This is a genomic window from Streptomyces rishiriensis (genome assembly GCF_003112535.1).
In the GTDB taxonomy this organism is placed as follows: Bacteria; Actinomycetota; Actinomycetes; order Streptomycetales; family Streptomycetaceae; genus Streptomyces; species Streptomyces rishiriensis.
In genome coordinates this window covers 203,457-218,488 of sequence record NZ_BEWA01000019.1, presented here as the reverse complement: position 1 = coordinate 218,488, position 15,032 = coordinate 203,457, and the positions used below count along the sequence as shown (strand labels likewise).

The window sequence follows — 15,032 nt, the reverse complement described above, 5'->3', positions numbered from 1 at the left end:
TCGGCCGTTTCACCCCGTACACCGTGCTCGGGTCGGCGGCGTCCGTTGTCGCCGAACGTCGGAACCCTACAGTCGCAGGGAAATACGTCCGAGAAGCACTGGCGACTCACAAGACCCCTCAGGACCGGGGATCGGTTGCCCCGCGCCCGGCGATGTGACCGACGTCCTGTCACATCGCCGGGCCGGGACCGCAAGAACCGGCGGGTCGGGTCGGTTACGGCGCGTCGACCAGGTCGACCGGCGGGACCTTCACCGTACGGGCGCCCTGGGTGCCGCCCAGGACGACCTTGCGCAGCGAGACGTTGTTCTTGGTGTCGCTCTCCTGCAGGCGGTTCGCCGGGTTGGCGATGACCTGGATGTAGTAGGTGCCGTTGGGAAGGCCGGTGATGTCGAAGGACTGCCCGGGACGGTACTGGGTGTACGTGTCACCGGAGCCGACGTCGAGGACCTCACGGACGGAGATGGAGTTCTGCTCGCCGCAGGCGGTCGACAGATCGGTGTTGTTGGGGTGCCAGTTGGCGTTCTTCACCGTCTGGTCGATCGCGTCCGTGTTGGCGAGGCAGAACGCCTCCTTGCCGCTCTTGACGATCTCGTGCTGGTCGGCGGCGAGCAGCCGGTAGCTGGCGAAGTCCGTGAAGTGCCAGTGCTCGTGGCCGATGCGCGGGTCCCACTCCATGGTGCCGGCGGGCGCGTAGCCGACCTGCTTGCCCTTGGCGTCGTAGAAGTACTGGTAGGAGTCCATCCGTTCGGCGCCGGGCTTGCGGAAGCCGTCCACGACGAGGGGGGCCGGGCCGGCGTTCCAGACGTTGGCGCTGAAGGCGAGGTAGTCCTTGCCGGGCGCGTCGCCGTCCTCGCCGTCGGTGACGGCGATGTCCCAGGCCGGCAGCGAACGCAGGTCGGGCTTGGGCACGCCGGCGGGAGCGCCCGCCCGTCCGGTGGGACGTCCGGCGGCGGCCTTCAGCGCCGACGCGATCCGGGAGCCGTCGGTGCGACCGGCGCCGTCGCCCGGGTGGGCGAGCCCCCGGGCCTCCAGGGCGTGGGCGAGCGCGGAGGGGGTGGGGGCGTCGGCGCCACGGGGGCCGTAGTGATGACCGCCGGCCATGCCCGGCATGCCCTCCATGCCCTCCATGCCGGCCATGTCGTGCCCGCCGCCGTGGGCGTCGTGGCCGCCGGACGGCGTCGAGGAGCGCAGGCCGACGCCGCCGCCCTCGCCGCCGCCGCTGCTCTCCTGTCGCACCGTCACCTTGATGGTCGGCTGGTCGTTCGGGATGCCGAAGAGGTCCCGGTACTTCTTGGCGACCGACACCTTGGCCGTGTACTCGCCCGGGGCGAGGTCCACCGGGTTGTCGTAGTCGACGGTGCTGGAGTTGGACGCCCAGCCCTTCTCGACGCCCCAGACGGAGCCGAGCGTGAACGGGTTGGTGGAGCAGCTCTCCGGATAGTGCGAGGTGGCCGGGGCGTCCGGACGCAGCCGCCCGGAGGCGTTGTTGGGACAGAAGGTGCCCTGCGTCTTGCGCACCTCCGCCCCGGCCGCGTTCTTGATGGACACCTCCAGGAAGCCGGGCAGCCCGCTGAAGTCCTTGACGGTGCCCGCGGGCAGCGTCGTCGTCGTCGTCTTCGTCCCGTTGCGCAGGATCTGCTGGGCGACGACGGGGTCCTTGTACGACTTACGGGTCACCTTGAGCTCCAGCGGAGCGTTGTCGACGGTGACGTACGTGCCGAGGTCGAGGTAGACCCCGGAGCTGCCCTCGTACCGGTCGAGGATCACGGACTTCGACGCGGCGATCAGTTTGAGCTGCGGCTTGCCCGGCGTGCTCGCGGTCGCCGCGTCGGCGCCGGGAGCGGCCCCGGCGACGGCGACGACGGTGAGCGCGGCCCCCGCGGCGAACGCCGCACGCTGAAGGCCCTTGCGATGGTGCTGTCTGGTCATCGGTTCCTCGTCTGCGAGTGCCATGGTCGGTGGCATCGGACTGGACAGCCCACACCCCGGCCGCCCTGCAGGCGCACCCCCACGCGCCGAGCCGGACCTGTGAGCACCCTGTGAGAGGCCCAAAAGGCCTGCCGGGGTTGCCTGTTGACCGAGAAAGAAGCGGACCCGCGCCGCCGGGGCCGCGTGGACCGGACGTGATCGCCGCCGTCCCCGGGCGAGGGCCGCGGTCCTCCCGCCGAACCCGTGCCGACGCCCGTACCCGGTCCGGGTGGTTCGGCGGCGGTTTCGGGGCGGGGGAGGAGGCGGCGGCCTCATCATGAGCCGGTGTTCCGCTTCCCTCGCGCCCAACGGGCCCCGCTGACCGCGCTGTTCGCCGCTCTCGCCGCTCTCGCGCTGCTCGCCGGGCCCGCCTGCGTCCCGCTCGGGCAGGGCGCCGGAGCGCCGCCGGGAGCGTTCGGGGCGTACGTCGGGTACGACGACGCCGGCGTGCGGCGGATCGCCGGGCTCGACGCATGGCTGGGACCGGCCACACCCCGGGTGGGGCACGCCTATCTGCCGGGTGACCGGTGGAGCAACATCGAGGGGGCGCCCGGCTATCTGGAGCACTGGGCGCGGTGGCGGCGGGAGCGCGCCGACCGGATGTTCGTCCTGAACGTGCCGATGCTGGAGCGGACCGAGGAGCACGTGCCGGACGCCGTCGTGCGCGAGGAGCTGCGCAGGGGGGCGCGCGGCGACTACGACGGGCACTTCCGGGCGCTGGCCCGCCGGCTCGTCGGGCTCGGGGTGCCGGACGCCGTGCTGGTGGTGGGGTGGGAGATGAACGGGGTCACCTACACCCATCGCTGCGGGCCGGACCCGCGGGCCTGGAAGCGGTACTGGGTCCGGATCGTCGACGCCATGCGCTCCGTGGCCGGCCCGGAGGCGTTCCGGTTCGAGTTCACTCCCAGCCGCGGGCGGGACGCCGTCCCGTGGACCGCCTGCTATCCCGGCGACCGGTACGTCGACGTCGTCGGGATGGACGCCTACGACCAGCCGCACGGCATGTCCTTCGAGGAGCAGGTCGCCGAGCCGTACGGGCTCGCCGCACACGTGCGGTTCGCGCGGGCCCACGGCAAGCCGGCGTCCTACCCGGAGTGGGGGCTGTACCGCAACGGCGACGACCCGGACTACGTGCGCGGGATGCTGGACTGGTTCGCCGAGCACCGGCCGCTGTACCAGACCATCAGCGACTACTGCCCGCACGGCGTGTGGCGCTGTGCCGGCAATCCGCGGTCCTCGGCCGTCTACCGGGCCCTGATCGCTGGTCCGTCCGGCTGAACCCGCCCGGCCGTGCGGCAGGGCGCGCGAGCCGCACACCCCACCGGTCCGATGATCGCACGATGGGACGAGAACACCATGCGCGTCATCCGCGGACGCGGGCGCGCCTTCGCGCAGCGGCCGGGTCCGCCCTGCTCGCCCTCCTGCTGCTCGCCCTCGCCACCGTGCCCGCGGGCGCCGAAGGACGGGAGCGCGCCGGGAGCGACGGGTTCCGCAAGGACGCCGCCCGCGCCGTCCGCGCGCACGAGCAGGCCCGCGAGCGGGTCGACCGGCTCCGGGAGGCCGACGCCCTCCCCGCGCGGATCGAGGACGCCGAACGCCGCCGGGAGGCGCTGCGCTCCGAGCTGTGGGACCGGTTGCGGGCCGGGGCGAAGGAGACCGCCGACCCGGTCGCCGTCGATCCGTCCGGACGGCAGGGCCACTGCCCGTTCGGGGACCGCAGCCGCCCGCCCGAGCTGCGCGCCCGCCCCTGGACGGCCCCGGCCCGCCGCTACTGGCTGTCCGCCGGGTTCGCCGCCAAGGGCTCCCGCTGGGCCCACCGGCACACCGGCCAGGACTTCGCCGTGGACTCCGGCACCCCGGTGTACGCCGTCGGCTCCGGCGTCGTCCGGATCACGACCTGCGGCGACGGCTTCGGCAACCAGGTCCTGGTCCGGCACGGCGACGGCTACTTCACCCAGTACGCCCATCTGTCCCGCATCGACGTCCGCAGGGGGCAGCGAGTGACCACCGGTCAGCGCATCGGCCTCTCGGGAGCGACCGGCAACGTCACCGGCCCCCATCTGCACTTCGAGGTGCGGATCACCCCCTACGCCGGTTCCGCGGTACCGCCCCTGCCCTGGCTGCGCCGCAAGGAGGTACAGGTGTCCGGCACACCGGGGACGTCCTGACCGTGGATCCCGTGGGAACCGTGCGGCATCGCTAGCCCTGCCGTGGTGACGCGGGGGGCTCGTAGGTGGCCAGGGCCCAGATCACGAAGACGTCGAGGGCGATCTGGACGACCGCCCAGAACGGCGCGTACGGCAGGAACAGGAACTGCAGCACCAGGCTCAGGGAGGCGAGTGCGATGCCGCTGACCCGAGCCCAGGCGGCGCCCGTGAGCAGGCCCCAGCCGGTCGCCGCGGCCACGACGCCCACGGCCAGCAGGAGCCAGCCCCAGCCGGTGAGGTTCATCTCGTACACGTAGCTGCCGATCCGCGCGTACACGTCGTCGCGGGCGATCGCCGCGATGCCCTCGAAGGCGGCGAGGACACCGCTCACGAACATGAGCACGCCCGCGAAGACGACCCCGCTGGCGGCCACCGCCCCGCCTCCCGGCCCGCCCGGGGGCCGGTCGGGCGGCGTGCCGGTGCCCTGGTGCGAGGGGTCCCAGACCGGGGACCCGTGCGACGGCTGTCCGTGCGGCTGGTCGCTCATGGCGTACCCCGTCCTCGTCGTCCCTGTCGTCCCTGTCGTCCCTGTCGTTCCTCGGTCGTCCTTGCTCGACCATCCGCCGGGCCGGGGGCCGCCACCACGGGGGTGTGCCGTTCGGGTGAGCCGGCATGCGGGCGCGGCGGTCCCGTCCTTCACTGGAGACCGGGTCCGTCCCCGGATCCGGTCAGCGAACTGGAGGAGAGATGGCAGCTCACCGCACCCGTCGGCAGAAGGGCGTGCTGGTGACGGCGGCCTGCGCGGCGGCGCTCCTCGGGACCGCCGGGCTCACCGGCTGCTCCGGCGACAACACCCCCTCGTCGGTGACCAGCAAGGCCGCGTCCGCCGCGCAGTCGGTCGGCGCGCAGGCCACCGCGGCCGCGTCCTCGCTCGCCTCGCTCGCCTCGCAGGCGTCGGAGGCGTACGCGTCGGCGACGGCGGAGGTGAACCGCCGGTTCGACGAGATCAAGGGCGGGGTCGACGCCAAGGACGACGTGAAGCTCGGCGCGCCCGGCACCGACGGCGACCGCAGCACGGTCGAGGTCACGGCCGCCAACAGCGCCGGTTCCACGAAGTCGTTCGCCGTCCAGGTCGACTTCGAGGACTCCGGCGGCAACCGGCTCGACACGGTCCTCGTGACCGTCTCCGACGTCCCGGCGGGCAAGACCGGCAAGGCCACCGCCCGAAGCAACCGCAAGCTGTCCGGCGAGGTGAGGACGCAGGCGGTCCGTGCGGTGCGCTACTGACCGGGACCGCCCCGGGACCGAAGCGGACGGGACCGTACGACCGGGTCAGGCCATCCAGAAGAAGACGGCCGTCATCCGCTTCTCCTCCAGCGTCGTGCCGCAGTAACCGGTGGCGCTGTGCACGAGGTTGGCGTGGTAGAGGAGCAGCCGGTTCGCCTTGTGCGGCACCCGCACGTCCTCCTCGAAGGCGTCCGGCGCGACGAACCGGGTGCCGAGGGCGTCGACGAGGTTGTTGTGCGGCGCCTGGACGACGTTGCCGCCGAGCCGGCCGCCGGGCAGGGACTGCCGGTAGAAACTGGTCCCGCAGTCCTTGGGGACCGCCGGGTTGAGATACAGCACGGCCGCGTACCGGCACAGCGCCCGCGAGTCGGAGTGCGGCCGCGGAGTGCTCTCCCCCTCGCCCACGACCTGCACACAGTTGTGGTTGAGGGTGCCGCCGCCGGGAGCCTGCTGCACCCACAGCCTGCTCGCCCCCGTCGCCTTCCTCACCAGCCCTTCCACGCGCCCGAGTTCGGCGGGCTCCAGCCCGGGCATGGTGCGCAGTCCGGGCCAGCTCTCCGAGGTGTACGGGTAACCCTTGACCCAGTCGTCCTTGGCGAGACACCGTTCCCGGATCGCCGTGACGTCCGCCTCGGGGAAGACGTCGTCGAGGACCCAGTAGTCACGACCCTTGGTGGGCTTGCGGTAGGGCAGGACCGGGAGCGTGGCGGCAGCCCTCGCGGGCTGGTGGGGCCGCTGTGGCATGGACATGCAGCGAAACTAGGCCAAGGGCCCGCCACGACTCGCCCTCCCGTTCGTCCGCACTCCTTCGCGAAGTGGTCAACATTTCGTCGAGCCGGTCAACGGTTCACCAACCGAGGAGGCGGCGGCGTCATCCGTTCGGACCGGCGAAGAGGTCCTCGGCGGTGGTGGCGTGGACGGCGCGCTGCGACCAGGTGGTGAGCTGCTCGAGGTCGGAGCACGACACGACCCGCTCACGCACGGCGTCCGGCACGGAGATGCCACGCCATTCCAGGATGCGAAGCGTCATATCGGCCCGGTCCGCTGCTGCCGACGTCGTTCCTGGACCTGTCCGAACTGGATCACCACGCCCGATTCCGAGACCAGGTGGCCGTCCTGTACGTGCCGGGCCTGCTCCAGACGGAGGACTACGCACGCGCCGTCTTCTCGTCCCGGCTGCCCGAACTGACGCCGAATGAGCTTGAGTTGCGCGTCCGCCACCGGTTGGCGAGACAGGAAATCACCATCCCGTACAAGGTGGTCGTCCACGAGTCGGCGCTGCGCATCAGGGTCAGTGACCGCTCGGCCTCGCGGGCTCAGCTCTCGCGACTCGTCGAGGCTTCCGAGGCGGACCACATCACCCTGCGCGTCATTCCGTTCGACCTCGACGGCTTCCCCCGGGCCGGTAGTTCCATGACGTACGTCGGCGGCGCCGTCCCCAAACTGGACACAGTGGTCCGCGACGCACCCCACGGCACGCTCTTCATCGACGCGGAGTCCCAACTCGGAGCGTTCCGGGCACTCTTCCGTAATGTGGAGGCGGCGTCACTCGAACCCGACCGGTCGCGTGACCTCATCCGCAGGCTCGCCAAGGAACTGTGAGGCGCACCATGACCCCCGACAACTGGCAGAAGTCCTCGTTCTCCGGCGGCGGCGACGGCAACGACTGCGTCGAGCTCGGCTCCACCCCCGCGGCGCTCCATCTGCGCGAATCGGACTCCCCCGCCGCCGCCCTCGCGGCCGGCCCCACCGCCGTGACGCATTTCCTTCACGCCATACGCACAAGAACTCCCGGAATTGTGGCGTCCATCACAGCAGGTGCGGACCGGGACTGCTGAAGTGACCGGATGATCGGTCTCGTCCTCCGCGTCCTCCCGTTCTGGGTGCGCGAACCCCTGCTCGTCGTCGTCGGCGTCCCCTTCAGCGGCCTCCTCTTCTACGCGGGCATCCGTGATCACGAGTGGATCGGGGTGGCCCTGGGCGCAGCCGTCGCCGTGTTCACCGCGATCCGCGTGCACACGATCAACCGTGCCCTCAAGGCCCGCCGCCTGTCGAAGGCCGTCGAGGAGATGACGCGGACCGCGGGCGTGAAGCGCATCGAGGGCATCTAGGGCATCTAGGGCATCCGGAACTCGGCCGTGACCTCGTCGCCCAGCGACACCCGCCCTGCCCGCCGCACCTCGAAGTAGGCGCCGAAGGCGAGGCCGCCGCCGTCCGCCCGGCGGTAGTCCGCGAGGGTGCGCAGGGGTTCCGGGCCGGAGCGCAGGCCGGTGCGCTGGTCGACCATCGTGACGGCGCAGCGGATCGTGGCCTCGGTGAAGGACAGTTCCGCGCCGCCGACGACGAGACGGGCGGCCCGGTCCTCGGTGTGCGGGGCGTCCCACCCGTCCACCACGAGGTTGGGGCGGAAGCGGTTCATCGGCACGGGCGCGGCTCCGCGTGCGGCGATCCGCCGGTTCAGGTCGTCCAGGCCGGCCCGTGAGACGACGTGCAGGCGGCCGCCGTTGCCCGCCGGGCAGCGGACCAGGGTGCTCGGGACGCCCAGGACGTCGCTGATCCAGGCGTGCACGTCCGCGCTGTCCGCCGGCACCGGGTCACGGCCCGGGGCCCGCAAGGTCAGGTCGTCCCCGGTCAGTTCAGGTGCGATCAGCGCCAGCGCGGGATCGCCGCCCTGCCAGCGCGGGTCGCCCTTCTCGTCGGCGATCGCGTACGCGCGGTCGTACGGCAGCCCCGCGCGGGTCAGCGTCGCCTCGGACAGCTCCGCCCCCGCGCAGCCCTTCACCGGGTAGTACGTGATCCCGCTCAGTCTCGCGACCGTCACCGCGGCCCCCTCGTCTCCGTCGACTCCCCCGTCGGCCCGCCGGCTCTCCTGGCCGGCGGCGCTCCGACCCTCCCTCAATTTTTCACGGATACCGGTGAGTCGGATCCGGCTCGCGCCCGTACTCCTGTGTGTCCGCCCCCACCGGGCACGGCACATCGACATATCGGCGGAATCCCCGACCGGGCAGGAGGCACGGTGCCACTTTCGCGAAACATGATGGGAACCCTGTTCGTGGGCGGGGCGCTGACCCTGACGCTCAGCGCGCTCGCCTACCCATCGATGCTCGGACTTGACACCGTGTCGACCTCGACGGACCGGGTGATCGCCAATACCCAGTGGGGCCCGCTGACCGAGGGCGACCGGGACTTCGTGGTGAAGGTGCGGGCCGCCGGACTGTGGGAGTACCCGCTGGGGCAGATCGGGCTCCAGAAGGGGACGAGCCCCGCTGTGCGCACCGCCAGCAACCACCTGATCGACGGTCACGGAGCGCTGGACACCAGCTGCCGCAAGATCGCGCCGATGCTGAACATCACGCTGCCGAACGTGGCCAGCCCCCAGCAGGAGGGCTTCGTCACCCAGCTGAAGGCGGAGAGCGGCAAGCAGTTCGACACCGACTTCGCCAACATCCTGCGCATGACGCACGGCTCGATCTTCAACACGATCGCCAAGATCCGGTCCACGACCAAGAACACGCTGGTCCGTGCGCTCGCCGACCAGGCCAACAACACCGTTCTGGACCACATCACGGTGATGGAGAAGACCGGTCTGGTCGACTTCGACACCACGCTGTTCAACCAGACCACGCCGCCGAAGCTGCCCAAGTCGGACCTGACGCCGCCGGTCCCGCCCGCCGGCCAGCCCATGATCATCCTCACCCCGCCGCCGACCGCCACCTCCACCCCCCTCGACCTCAGCGCGGTCGTGGGCGGCAACGGCGCCCAGTAGCGGCGGCGGGACAGGGCCGGGAGCTACGCCAGCCAGACCGTCGTGTCCGGGGGCAGCAGACCGTCGTCGCCGAGGGGGACGCTGCTCAGCAGCACCTCGCCCGGCGGCGACGGCACGCACGCGTCGGACAGGTTGGTCACGCACCGCCAGCCGTCGTGGCGGGCGAAGGACAGCACGCCCGGCGAGGACTCGCGCGCCCAGACGAGCTCCTCGCCCTGCAGCAGTTTGCGCCGCAGGCGCAGGGCCGTGCGGTAGAGCTCCAGGGTGGAGCCCGCCACGCCGTCCTGCGCCGCCACGGCGTACCGCGCGAAGCCGGGCGGCTGCGGCAGCCACGCGCCGGCCGCGCCGAAGCCGTACGACGGGCCCGTCGCCGTCCACGGCAGCGGCACCCGGCAGCCGTCGCGGCCCTTGCGGACGCGGCCGGTCTGCTCCCACACCGGGTCCTGGAGCACCTCCACGGGCAGATCGGCCACCTCCGGCAGGCCCAGCTCCTCGCCCTGGTAGAGGTACGACGATCCAGGCAGCGCCAGCATGAGCAGCGTCGCCGCGCGGGCCCGGCGCAGACCGGCCTGCTCGTCGACGCGCGGGGCGCGGCCGCCCGACAGAAGCCAGGCGTCGAGGTCCGCGCCCGGCGGGAGCATGAGGCGCGAGGTGTGCCGCACGACGTCGTGGTTGGACAGGACCCAGGTGGCCGAGGCGCCGACGGCCCGGGCGCCGGCCAGCGAGTCCGTGATGACCGCGCGGATCTCCTCCGCGTCCCAGCCGGCTTGCAGGTACTCGAAGTTGAAGGCCTGGTCGAGTTCGTCCGAGCGGGCGTACAGGGCCCGGCGCGCACCCGGCACCCAGGCCTCGGCGACGGCCGTGCGGGGCGGGGAGTAGGAGTCGAACAGGCGGCGCCAGTCGCGGTAGATCTCGTGGACCTCGTCGCGGTCGTAGAAGGGATGGGCGCCCGGGGGCAGCCGGTGGAGGGCCTCCTCGCCGAACAGTTCCGGCGCGCCCAGGTCGCGCAGGGGCTCGGCGAGGTCCTTGGCGAGGGCGTGGGCCACATCGACCCGGAAGCCGTCGACGCCCCGGTCGGACCAGAAGCGCAAGGTGGTGCGGAAGTCCTCGCGGACCTCCGCGTGATCCCAGTTCAGGTCCGGCTGCTCGCGGGCGAAGAGGTGGAGGTACCACTGTCCGTCGGGGACGCGCTGCCAGGCGCTGCCGCCGAAGACGGACTGCCAGTCGGTGGGCGGGAGCGCGCCGGCCGGACCGCGTCCCTCGCGGAAGACATAGCGCTCCCGGGCCGGGGACCCGGGCCCGGCGGACAGCGCTTCCTGGAACCAGACGTGCTGGTGCGAGGTGTGGTTGGGGACCACGTCGACGATCACCTTCAGGCCGAGGCGGTGGGCCTCGGCGACCATCGCGTCGAAGTCGGCCAGGTCGCCCAGCCGGGGATCCACGTCCCGGTGGTCGGCGACGTCGTAACCGCCGTCGGCGAGCTCGGAGGGATAGAAGGGGGAGAGCCAGAGGGCGTCCACGCCGAGGGCGGCCAGATGGGGCAGCCGGTCGGCGACGCCGCGCAGGTCGCCGAGCCCGTCGCCGTCGGCGTCGGCGAAGCTGCGCGGATACACCTGGTAGACGACGGCCTGGCGCCACCAGTCGGAGCGGTGGGAGGAGGAGTCGGTCACGGAGGGGATTCTGTCCAGGTTGCCGGGAAAGGGAACGTCCGACCGTTCGGAGCCGATCGTTCCGCTCGTGCCGAAGGTGTGACGGAAACTTGAACTCCCTTGGGTTTGGCGCAGGTTGACATGGGTCTGCCCTCCACACGACGATGGCCTCACACTGTGACGCCCGGGACATCAAGGGCCCGGTGCCTCTCCTGAGACTTCGGCTGATCCGACCCATCGGCCTCACCCCTGGCACTCGCCAAGAATGGGATGCGCATGTCCATAGCGAGACGAGTCACCGTACGCCGACTGCTGGGGACGGGCGCCGCCTCGCTCACCCTCTGCGCCGCCTCCGCAGCCGCCGCCTCGGGCGCCTTCGCCGGCACCGGGACGCCCGGCGGCGACGGCTGGCAGTCCGGCGGCCAGTACCAGCCGGGCACCGGCGCGGGCACCGAGACGGGGACCGACCGCTGCGAGTTCTCGCTCGACGGCACGCACTTCGAGGCCTCGGTCCGCGTCGACGACCAGAATCTGCGCCCCACCGGGGACGGCAAGGTCCACATCAAGGTCCGCGCCGCCGGCGACGCCTCGACGTGCACCGCGTCCCTCGCCTCCTACCTCGCCCACGGGTCCAGCTTCCGCACCTCCGGCGAGCAGGTCTTCGTCGACTTCGACAGCGTGACGGTCAAGGCCGGGCAGAGCGACGCCCTCGACATCGCGGTGCCCGACGCGGGCTGCTTCGCGCAGGTCGACCTCTACCGGGGCGCGGTCAAGTTCGACGGCAGGCACGACGCGAAGGACGGCTTCGTCCACGGCGACCTGCCCAAGGGGCCGGACCGTCCGGTCATCAAGGACAAGCTGATCGCGGCCTGGAACGGCGGCACGAAGGACTGCACCGTCACCGAGCAGCCGCCCGCCACCCCGCCGGCGCCGTCGGGCAGCGCCTCCGGCACCCCCTCGGGCACGCCGTCGACCCCGGCGAGCACGCCGTCCACCCCGTCGGACAGCGACAGCGCCACACCGTCGCCGTCCGCCTCCGACAGCGGCTCCCCGACCCCGGCCCCGTCGTCCTCCGAGTCGACCGTCGCCCCCGCCCCCACCCCCGACGGGGGCGGCGGCGACCTCGCGGAGACGGGCGCCAGCAGCAAGACGCCCCTGATCGCGGGCGGCGCAGCGGCACTGCTCGCGGGCGGCGCGGCGATCGTCGTCGCCACCCGACGCCGCAAGGGCACGCGCGCCTGACGTCGGCGACATCACCGGCGCCGGTGCCGGCGCGGTGATGTCGCCGGTGGTGGGGGGCGGGCGTCAGCCGCCCTCCACCGTCGTCAGCCACAGCTTCACGTAGCGTTCCACGTCCACGTCCAACGCCACGTCCACCAGGGCCTGTTCGCGCGCACCCTCGTGGATCTCGGACTCGCCCGGACGCGGGCGGCGGTCGACGACCGTCTGACCGCGGGCCGGACCGGGGGCGAGACTGACCTCGACCGGCAGGAGCTCGGTGGTCAGGCCCGCCGGGTCGGCCACCGCGCAGACCGCTCCCGCGTCGCCGAGACCGCCGGTCGGGGTGGGGTCGCCCGAGGTCGCCGGATCGCGGTGGGCGAGCAGTTCGCCGGCCAGCCGCAGCCGCGGCTCCGGACTCGCCCGCAGCCGCGCCACGTCCGCCGCCGGGACCAGCACCCGCGTGAACACGTCCAGCCCGTACATCGTGATCGGCACGCCCGCGGTGAGCAGGACCGCCGCCGCCTCCGGGTCGTGCCACACGTTGAACTCCGCGACCGGCGTGGCGTTCCCGGTCGTCACCGCGCCCCCCATGAACACGATCCGCTCGATGTTGCCGGTCACCTCCGGGTGGGTGCGCAGCAGCAGGGCGATGTTCGTCAGCGGGGCGGTGGGGATCAGCGTGACCGGGCGCGGGGAGGCGAGGATCTCGCGCCGCAGCAGGGCCACCGCGTCCACGTCGACCGGACGGCGGGCCGGAGCCGGCAGGCCCAGGTCGCCCATGCCGTCGGCGCCGTGCACATGCCGCGCCACCCGCAGCGGCTCGATCAGCGGACGTTCGGCGCCGCGCGCCACCGGGACGTCCCCGGCGCCCGCCTGCTCCAGGACGGTCAGCGTGTTGCGGACCACCCCGTCCACGTCCGTGTTGCCCGCCACGCACGTCACCGCCCGCACGTCCAGGCCTGGGTGGCGCACGGCGAACAGCAGGGCCAGGGCGTCGTCGACGCCCGTGTCGCAGTCGATGATCACGGGAATGGGCTGCTCGGTCACCTGAGGACTCCTTCCGCACCACGGTCGTACCCGACCCTATGCGGCAGCGCCTTCGTCCCACAGCCGCGCGCCGCCGCCCGCTCCCCGATCCGGCGCACCAGCTCCCCGACCGGCAGCCCGCCCGTTTTCCCGCGCCGCCCACCCGCCCGCACCGACGCCGGTAACCCGTACGGACCGTCCGCGCTGGTCGGCGGGCGGCGCCGATGGTGCCGTGGGAGGACGCAGCCCGCGCGCACTCCTGGAGGCACCCCCGATGACCCGTCGCACCCTCCTGGCCTCCGCCGCCGCCGTCCTCGCGCTCACCGCCGTCACCGGGTGCGCCACCCTCGGCCTGGAGCACCCGCCGACGGCCGCTCCGGCCCTGCCGACGGTCGAGCGGACCTCGGCCCGGCCGAGCGCGCCGGCGGCCTCCTCCGGCCTCACCGACGCGCAGGCGCAGGCCGCCCTCATCACCGAGACCGACCTGGGCCCGCCCTGGACCCGGACCCAGGGCGCGGCCACCTGGCGGGACGGGATGCTCAAGGCGACCACGTCGACCGCCGAGTGCCAGAAGCTCCTCGACGACCTCTACGCCGACGAGCCGCTCGGCGGCCCCGCCCGCACGGTCACCGCCCTGGACGACCCGGACACCGGCGCGCAGCTCCGCTACCAGCTCACCGGCCACCGACCGGCGGACGTCGACCGCAGGCTGGCCTGGCTGAAGACGATGCCCCAGAAGTGCTCCCGGTTCGCGGCCAAGGCGACCGGTGACACGGTGCTCGACGTGCGGGTCTCGGAGCTGCCCCTGCCGGAGGTGGGCGACGTCCGCCAGGGTCTGCGCGTGACGGCGACGGTCTGGGCGACCACCGGCGGCGGCCCGACCGTCCTCACCCTGGACGTGGCCGCCGTGCGCGCCGGCGAGGACGCGTTCGCCCTCGTCGACGGCGGCCTCGGCGACGCCCCGAACGAGGCGACGCAGGCGGCGGTCCAACTCGGCGTGCGCCGACTGGCGGACGTCAGGAAACAGCCCAAGGTCCAGGTCTGAGGGCCCAGGCCTTCACGCGTTCACGCGTTCACGCGTTCACAAAGGAGGGGGCTCGTCGAAACGGTCGAAGCGGGTGTGGAGGGTGATCACCTCGTGGGCCAGTTCGAGGACCGGGCGGCCCTGGGCGAAGGCGTGGCCGCGCAGCAGTGCGAGCGCCTCGTCCGCCGGAACGCCGAACTGCACCATGGCCATGCCGACCGCCTGGTAGACCTCGCCGTGGTCGGCGGCCAGCGGGCTGAGCCACCGGCCCGGGTCGTCGCGCTCGTCCCGCGGCAGCGACACCAGCGCCGACGTCACCGCGTCGGCGACCGTCCGCGCCGTGCGCAGCCCGTCGGCGGTCAGTTCGCCGGGGACGTCCCGGTAGAGGTCGAGCGTGCCCACGCACACCGCACGGTCGCCCAGCGGCAGCGCGTACACCGACCGCACCCCGGCGGCCGCCGCCTGCAGGGCGAAGACCGGCCAGCGGCACGCGTCCCGGCGGGAGGACAGATCCCGGGCGCAGACCGGCGAACCGGTCAGGGCGGCCTCCAGACCCGGTCCGTCCCCCAGGGTGACCTCCAGCTCCATGACGTCGGCGGCCCGCTGCCCGCTCGCCCCCAGCGGCACGGACATCCCCTCGCCGCACAGGGCCACGCCCGCGTCGTCCACCGGCAGCAGCTTCACCGCCGCGTCGCACAGCCGCTGCGGCACCTCCCGCGGCCCGGCGCCGCGCGTCTCCCGGCCGATGACCTCGGCGACCCGGCTCCGTTCCTGGCCGCCCATGGCCCTCACCTCCGTGACGGGGCACGTCCACCTCCGACGAGCTGCCGGGTACCCCGCCCCCGGCGCGGGAACCGGCAGCCCGAAAACCGACGGCCCGGAAACCGGCAGCCCGGAAACCGACGGCCCGAAAACCGGCAGCCCGAAAGCCGACGGCCCGGGA

General features: G+C 73.0%; 16 protein-coding genes and 1 pseudogene. 9 read left to right on the top strand and 8 right to left on the bottom strand.

Annotated features, from left to right (window positions below):
- Positions 1-214: 214 nt before the first annotated feature.
- The gene (locus Sri02f_RS31200) at positions 215-1,930 is read right to left on the bottom strand and encodes a lysyl oxidase family protein (protein ID WP_109004668.1); all 1,716 of its coding nucleotides are present in this window, start codon (positions 1,928-1,930) and stop codon (positions 215-217) included.
- A 324-nt stretch (positions 1,931-2,254) separates the two neighbouring features.
- On the opposite strand from Sri02f_RS31200, the gene Sri02f_RS31195 reads away from it, so the two are divergent.
- Positions 2,255-3,247 carry a glycoside hydrolase family 26 protein gene (locus Sri02f_RS31195; protein WP_245970887.1) on the top strand — a complete coding sequence of 331 codons (993 nt, stop codon included), beginning with the start codon at positions 2,255-2,257 and terminating at the stop codon, positions 3,245-3,247.
- 62 nt (positions 3,248-3,309) lie between these two features.
- Entirely contained in the window at positions 3,310-4,137 is an 828-nt protein-coding gene (locus tag Sri02f_RS31190) for a M23 family metallopeptidase (protein ID WP_109004667.1), read from the top strand.
- A gap of 31 nt (positions 4,138-4,168) precedes the next feature.
- On the opposite strand, the gene Sri02f_RS31185 is transcribed toward Sri02f_RS31190, so the two are convergent.
- Complete coding sequence (locus tag Sri02f_RS31185; protein WP_109004666.1) at positions 4,169-4,663, bottom strand: DUF7144 family membrane protein; 495 nt, start codon at positions 4,661-4,663, stop codon at positions 4,169-4,171.
- A gap of 200 nt (positions 4,664-4,863) precedes the next feature.
- On the opposite strand from Sri02f_RS31185, the gene Sri02f_RS31180 reads away from it, so the two are divergent.
- Positions 4,864-5,403 (top strand): hypothetical protein, encoded by a 540-nt coding sequence (locus tag Sri02f_RS31180; protein ID WP_174855739.1) that lies wholly within the window; start codon positions 4,864-4,866, stop codon positions 5,401-5,403.
- Positions 5,404-5,448: 45 nt separating this feature from the next.
- On the opposite strand, the gene Sri02f_RS31175 is transcribed toward Sri02f_RS31180, so the two are convergent.
- Positions 5,449-6,153, bottom strand: coding sequence for a DUF6445 family protein (locus Sri02f_RS31175; RefSeq protein WP_174855738.1), 705 nt, complete (start codon positions 6,151-6,153; stop codon positions 5,449-5,451).
- A gap of 121 nt (positions 6,154-6,274) precedes the next feature.
- Positions 6,275-6,433, bottom strand: a complete 159-nt coding sequence (locus Sri02f_RS41855) for a hypothetical protein (RefSeq protein ID WP_167467650.1) — start codon at positions 6,431-6,433, stop codon at positions 6,275-6,277.
- A gap of 14 nt (positions 6,434-6,447) precedes the next feature.
- Between Sri02f_RS41855 and Sri02f_RS31170 the strand changes: the two are divergent.
- The 3 genes and pseudogenes from Sri02f_RS31170 to Sri02f_RS31160 all read left to right on the top strand — a co-directional run.
- Positions 6,448-7,005: pseudogene (locus Sri02f_RS31170) on the top strand (DUF5753 domain-containing protein); the annotation flags it as partial.
- Between the two features lie 8 nt (positions 7,006-7,013).
- Positions 7,014-7,241 (top strand): DUF397 domain-containing protein, encoded by a 228-nt coding sequence (locus tag Sri02f_RS31165; protein WP_109004665.1) that lies wholly within the window; start codon positions 7,014-7,016, stop codon positions 7,239-7,241.
- A gap of 9 nt (positions 7,242-7,250) precedes the next feature.
- Positions 7,251-7,514, top strand: a complete 264-nt coding sequence (locus Sri02f_RS31160) for a hypothetical protein (protein ID WP_109004664.1) — start codon at positions 7,251-7,253, stop codon at positions 7,512-7,514.
- Positions 7,515-7,519: 5 nt separating this feature from the next.
- On the opposite strand, the gene Sri02f_RS31155 is transcribed toward Sri02f_RS31160, so the two are convergent.
- On the bottom strand, positions 7,520-8,224 hold the full coding sequence (locus tag Sri02f_RS31155) for an MOSC domain-containing protein (protein WP_245970886.1): 705 nt from the start codon (positions 8,222-8,224) through the stop codon (positions 7,520-7,522).
- Positions 8,225-8,440: 216 nt separating this feature from the next.
- On the opposite strand from Sri02f_RS31155, the gene Sri02f_RS31150 reads away from it, so the two are divergent.
- Positions 8,441-9,169 (top strand): DUF4142 domain-containing protein, encoded by a 729-nt coding sequence (locus Sri02f_RS31150; RefSeq protein WP_174855742.1) that lies wholly within the window; start codon positions 8,441-8,443, stop codon positions 9,167-9,169.
- Positions 9,170-9,192: 23 nt separating this feature from the next.
- On the opposite strand, the gene Sri02f_RS31145 is transcribed toward Sri02f_RS31150, so the two are convergent.
- On the bottom strand, positions 9,193-10,839 hold the full coding sequence (locus Sri02f_RS31145) for a glycoside hydrolase family 13 protein (protein ID WP_109004663.1): 1,647 nt from the start codon (positions 10,837-10,839) through the stop codon (positions 9,193-9,195).
- A gap of 255 nt (positions 10,840-11,094) precedes the next feature.
- Between Sri02f_RS31145 and Sri02f_RS31140 the strand changes: the two genes are divergently transcribed.
- Positions 11,095-12,060: an LAETG motif-containing sortase-dependent surface protein gene (locus tag Sri02f_RS31140; RefSeq protein WP_109004722.1), complete on the top strand. Its 966-nt coding sequence runs from the start codon at positions 11,095-11,097 to the stop codon at positions 12,058-12,060.
- Positions 12,061-12,123: 63 nt separating this feature from the next.
- On the opposite strand, the gene Sri02f_RS31135 is transcribed toward Sri02f_RS31140, so the two are convergent.
- Complete coding sequence (locus Sri02f_RS31135; protein ID WP_109004662.1) at positions 12,124-13,086, bottom strand: nucleoside hydrolase; 963 nt, start codon at positions 13,084-13,086, stop codon at positions 12,124-12,126.
- Between the two features lie 253 nt (positions 13,087-13,339).
- On the opposite strand from Sri02f_RS31135, the gene Sri02f_RS31130 reads away from it, so the two are divergent.
- Complete coding sequence (locus Sri02f_RS31130; protein ID WP_109004661.1) at positions 13,340-14,110, top strand: hypothetical protein; 771 nt, start codon at positions 13,340-13,342, stop codon at positions 14,108-14,110.
- A gap of 36 nt (positions 14,111-14,146) precedes the next feature.
- Here the strand turns inward: Sri02f_RS31130 and Sri02f_RS31125 are convergent, their stop codons facing one another.
- Positions 14,147-14,872 (bottom strand): GAF and ANTAR domain-containing protein, encoded by a 726-nt coding sequence (locus Sri02f_RS31125; protein ID WP_109004660.1) that lies wholly within the window; start codon positions 14,870-14,872, stop codon positions 14,147-14,149.
- Positions 14,873-15,032 lie beyond the last annotated feature (160 nt).

Excerpts from the sequence above, each read along its gene's own strand:
- Sri02f_RS31200 (WP_109004668.1), bottom strand. The coding sequence starts at position 1,930 with ATGACCAGACAGCACCATCGCAAGGGCCTTCAGCGTGCGGCGTTCGCC.
- Sri02f_RS31190 (WP_109004667.1), top strand. The coding sequence starts at position 3,310 with ATGGGACGAGAACACCATGCGCGTCATCCGCGGACGCGGGCGCGCCTT.
- Sri02f_RS31185 (WP_109004666.1), bottom strand. The coding sequence starts at position 4,663 with ATGAGCGACCAGCCGCACGGACAGCCGTCGCACGGGTCCCCGGTCTGG.
- Sri02f_RS31180 (WP_174855739.1), top strand. The coding sequence starts at position 4,864 with ATGGCAGCTCACCGCACCCGTCGGCAGAAGGGCGTGCTGGTGACGGCG.
- Sri02f_RS31175 (WP_174855738.1), bottom strand. The coding sequence starts at position 6,153 with ATGTCCATGCCACAGCGGCCCCACCAGCCCGCGAGGGCTGCCGCCACG.
- Sri02f_RS41855 (WP_167467650.1), bottom strand. The coding sequence starts at position 6,433 with ATGACGCTTCGCATCCTGGAATGGCGTGGCATCTCCGTGCCGGACGCC.
- Sri02f_RS31165 (WP_109004665.1), top strand. The coding sequence starts at position 7,014 with ATGACCCCCGACAACTGGCAGAAGTCCTCGTTCTCCGGCGGCGGCGAC.
- Sri02f_RS31160 (WP_109004664.1), top strand. The coding sequence starts at position 7,251 with ATGATCGGTCTCGTCCTCCGCGTCCTCCCGTTCTGGGTGCGCGAACCC.
- Sri02f_RS31150 (WP_174855742.1), top strand. The coding sequence starts at position 8,441 with ATGGGAACCCTGTTCGTGGGCGGGGCGCTGACCCTGACGCTCAGCGCG.
- Sri02f_RS31140 (WP_109004722.1), top strand. The coding sequence starts at position 11,095 with ATGTCCATAGCGAGACGAGTCACCGTACGCCGACTGCTGGGGACGGGC.
- Sri02f_RS31130 (WP_109004661.1), top strand. The coding sequence starts at position 13,340 with ATGACCCGTCGCACCCTCCTGGCCTCCGCCGCCGCCGTCCTCGCGCTC.
- Sri02f_RS31125 (WP_109004660.1), bottom strand. The coding sequence starts at position 14,872 with ATGGGCGGCCAGGAACGGAGCCGGGTCGCCGAGGTCATCGGCCGGGAG.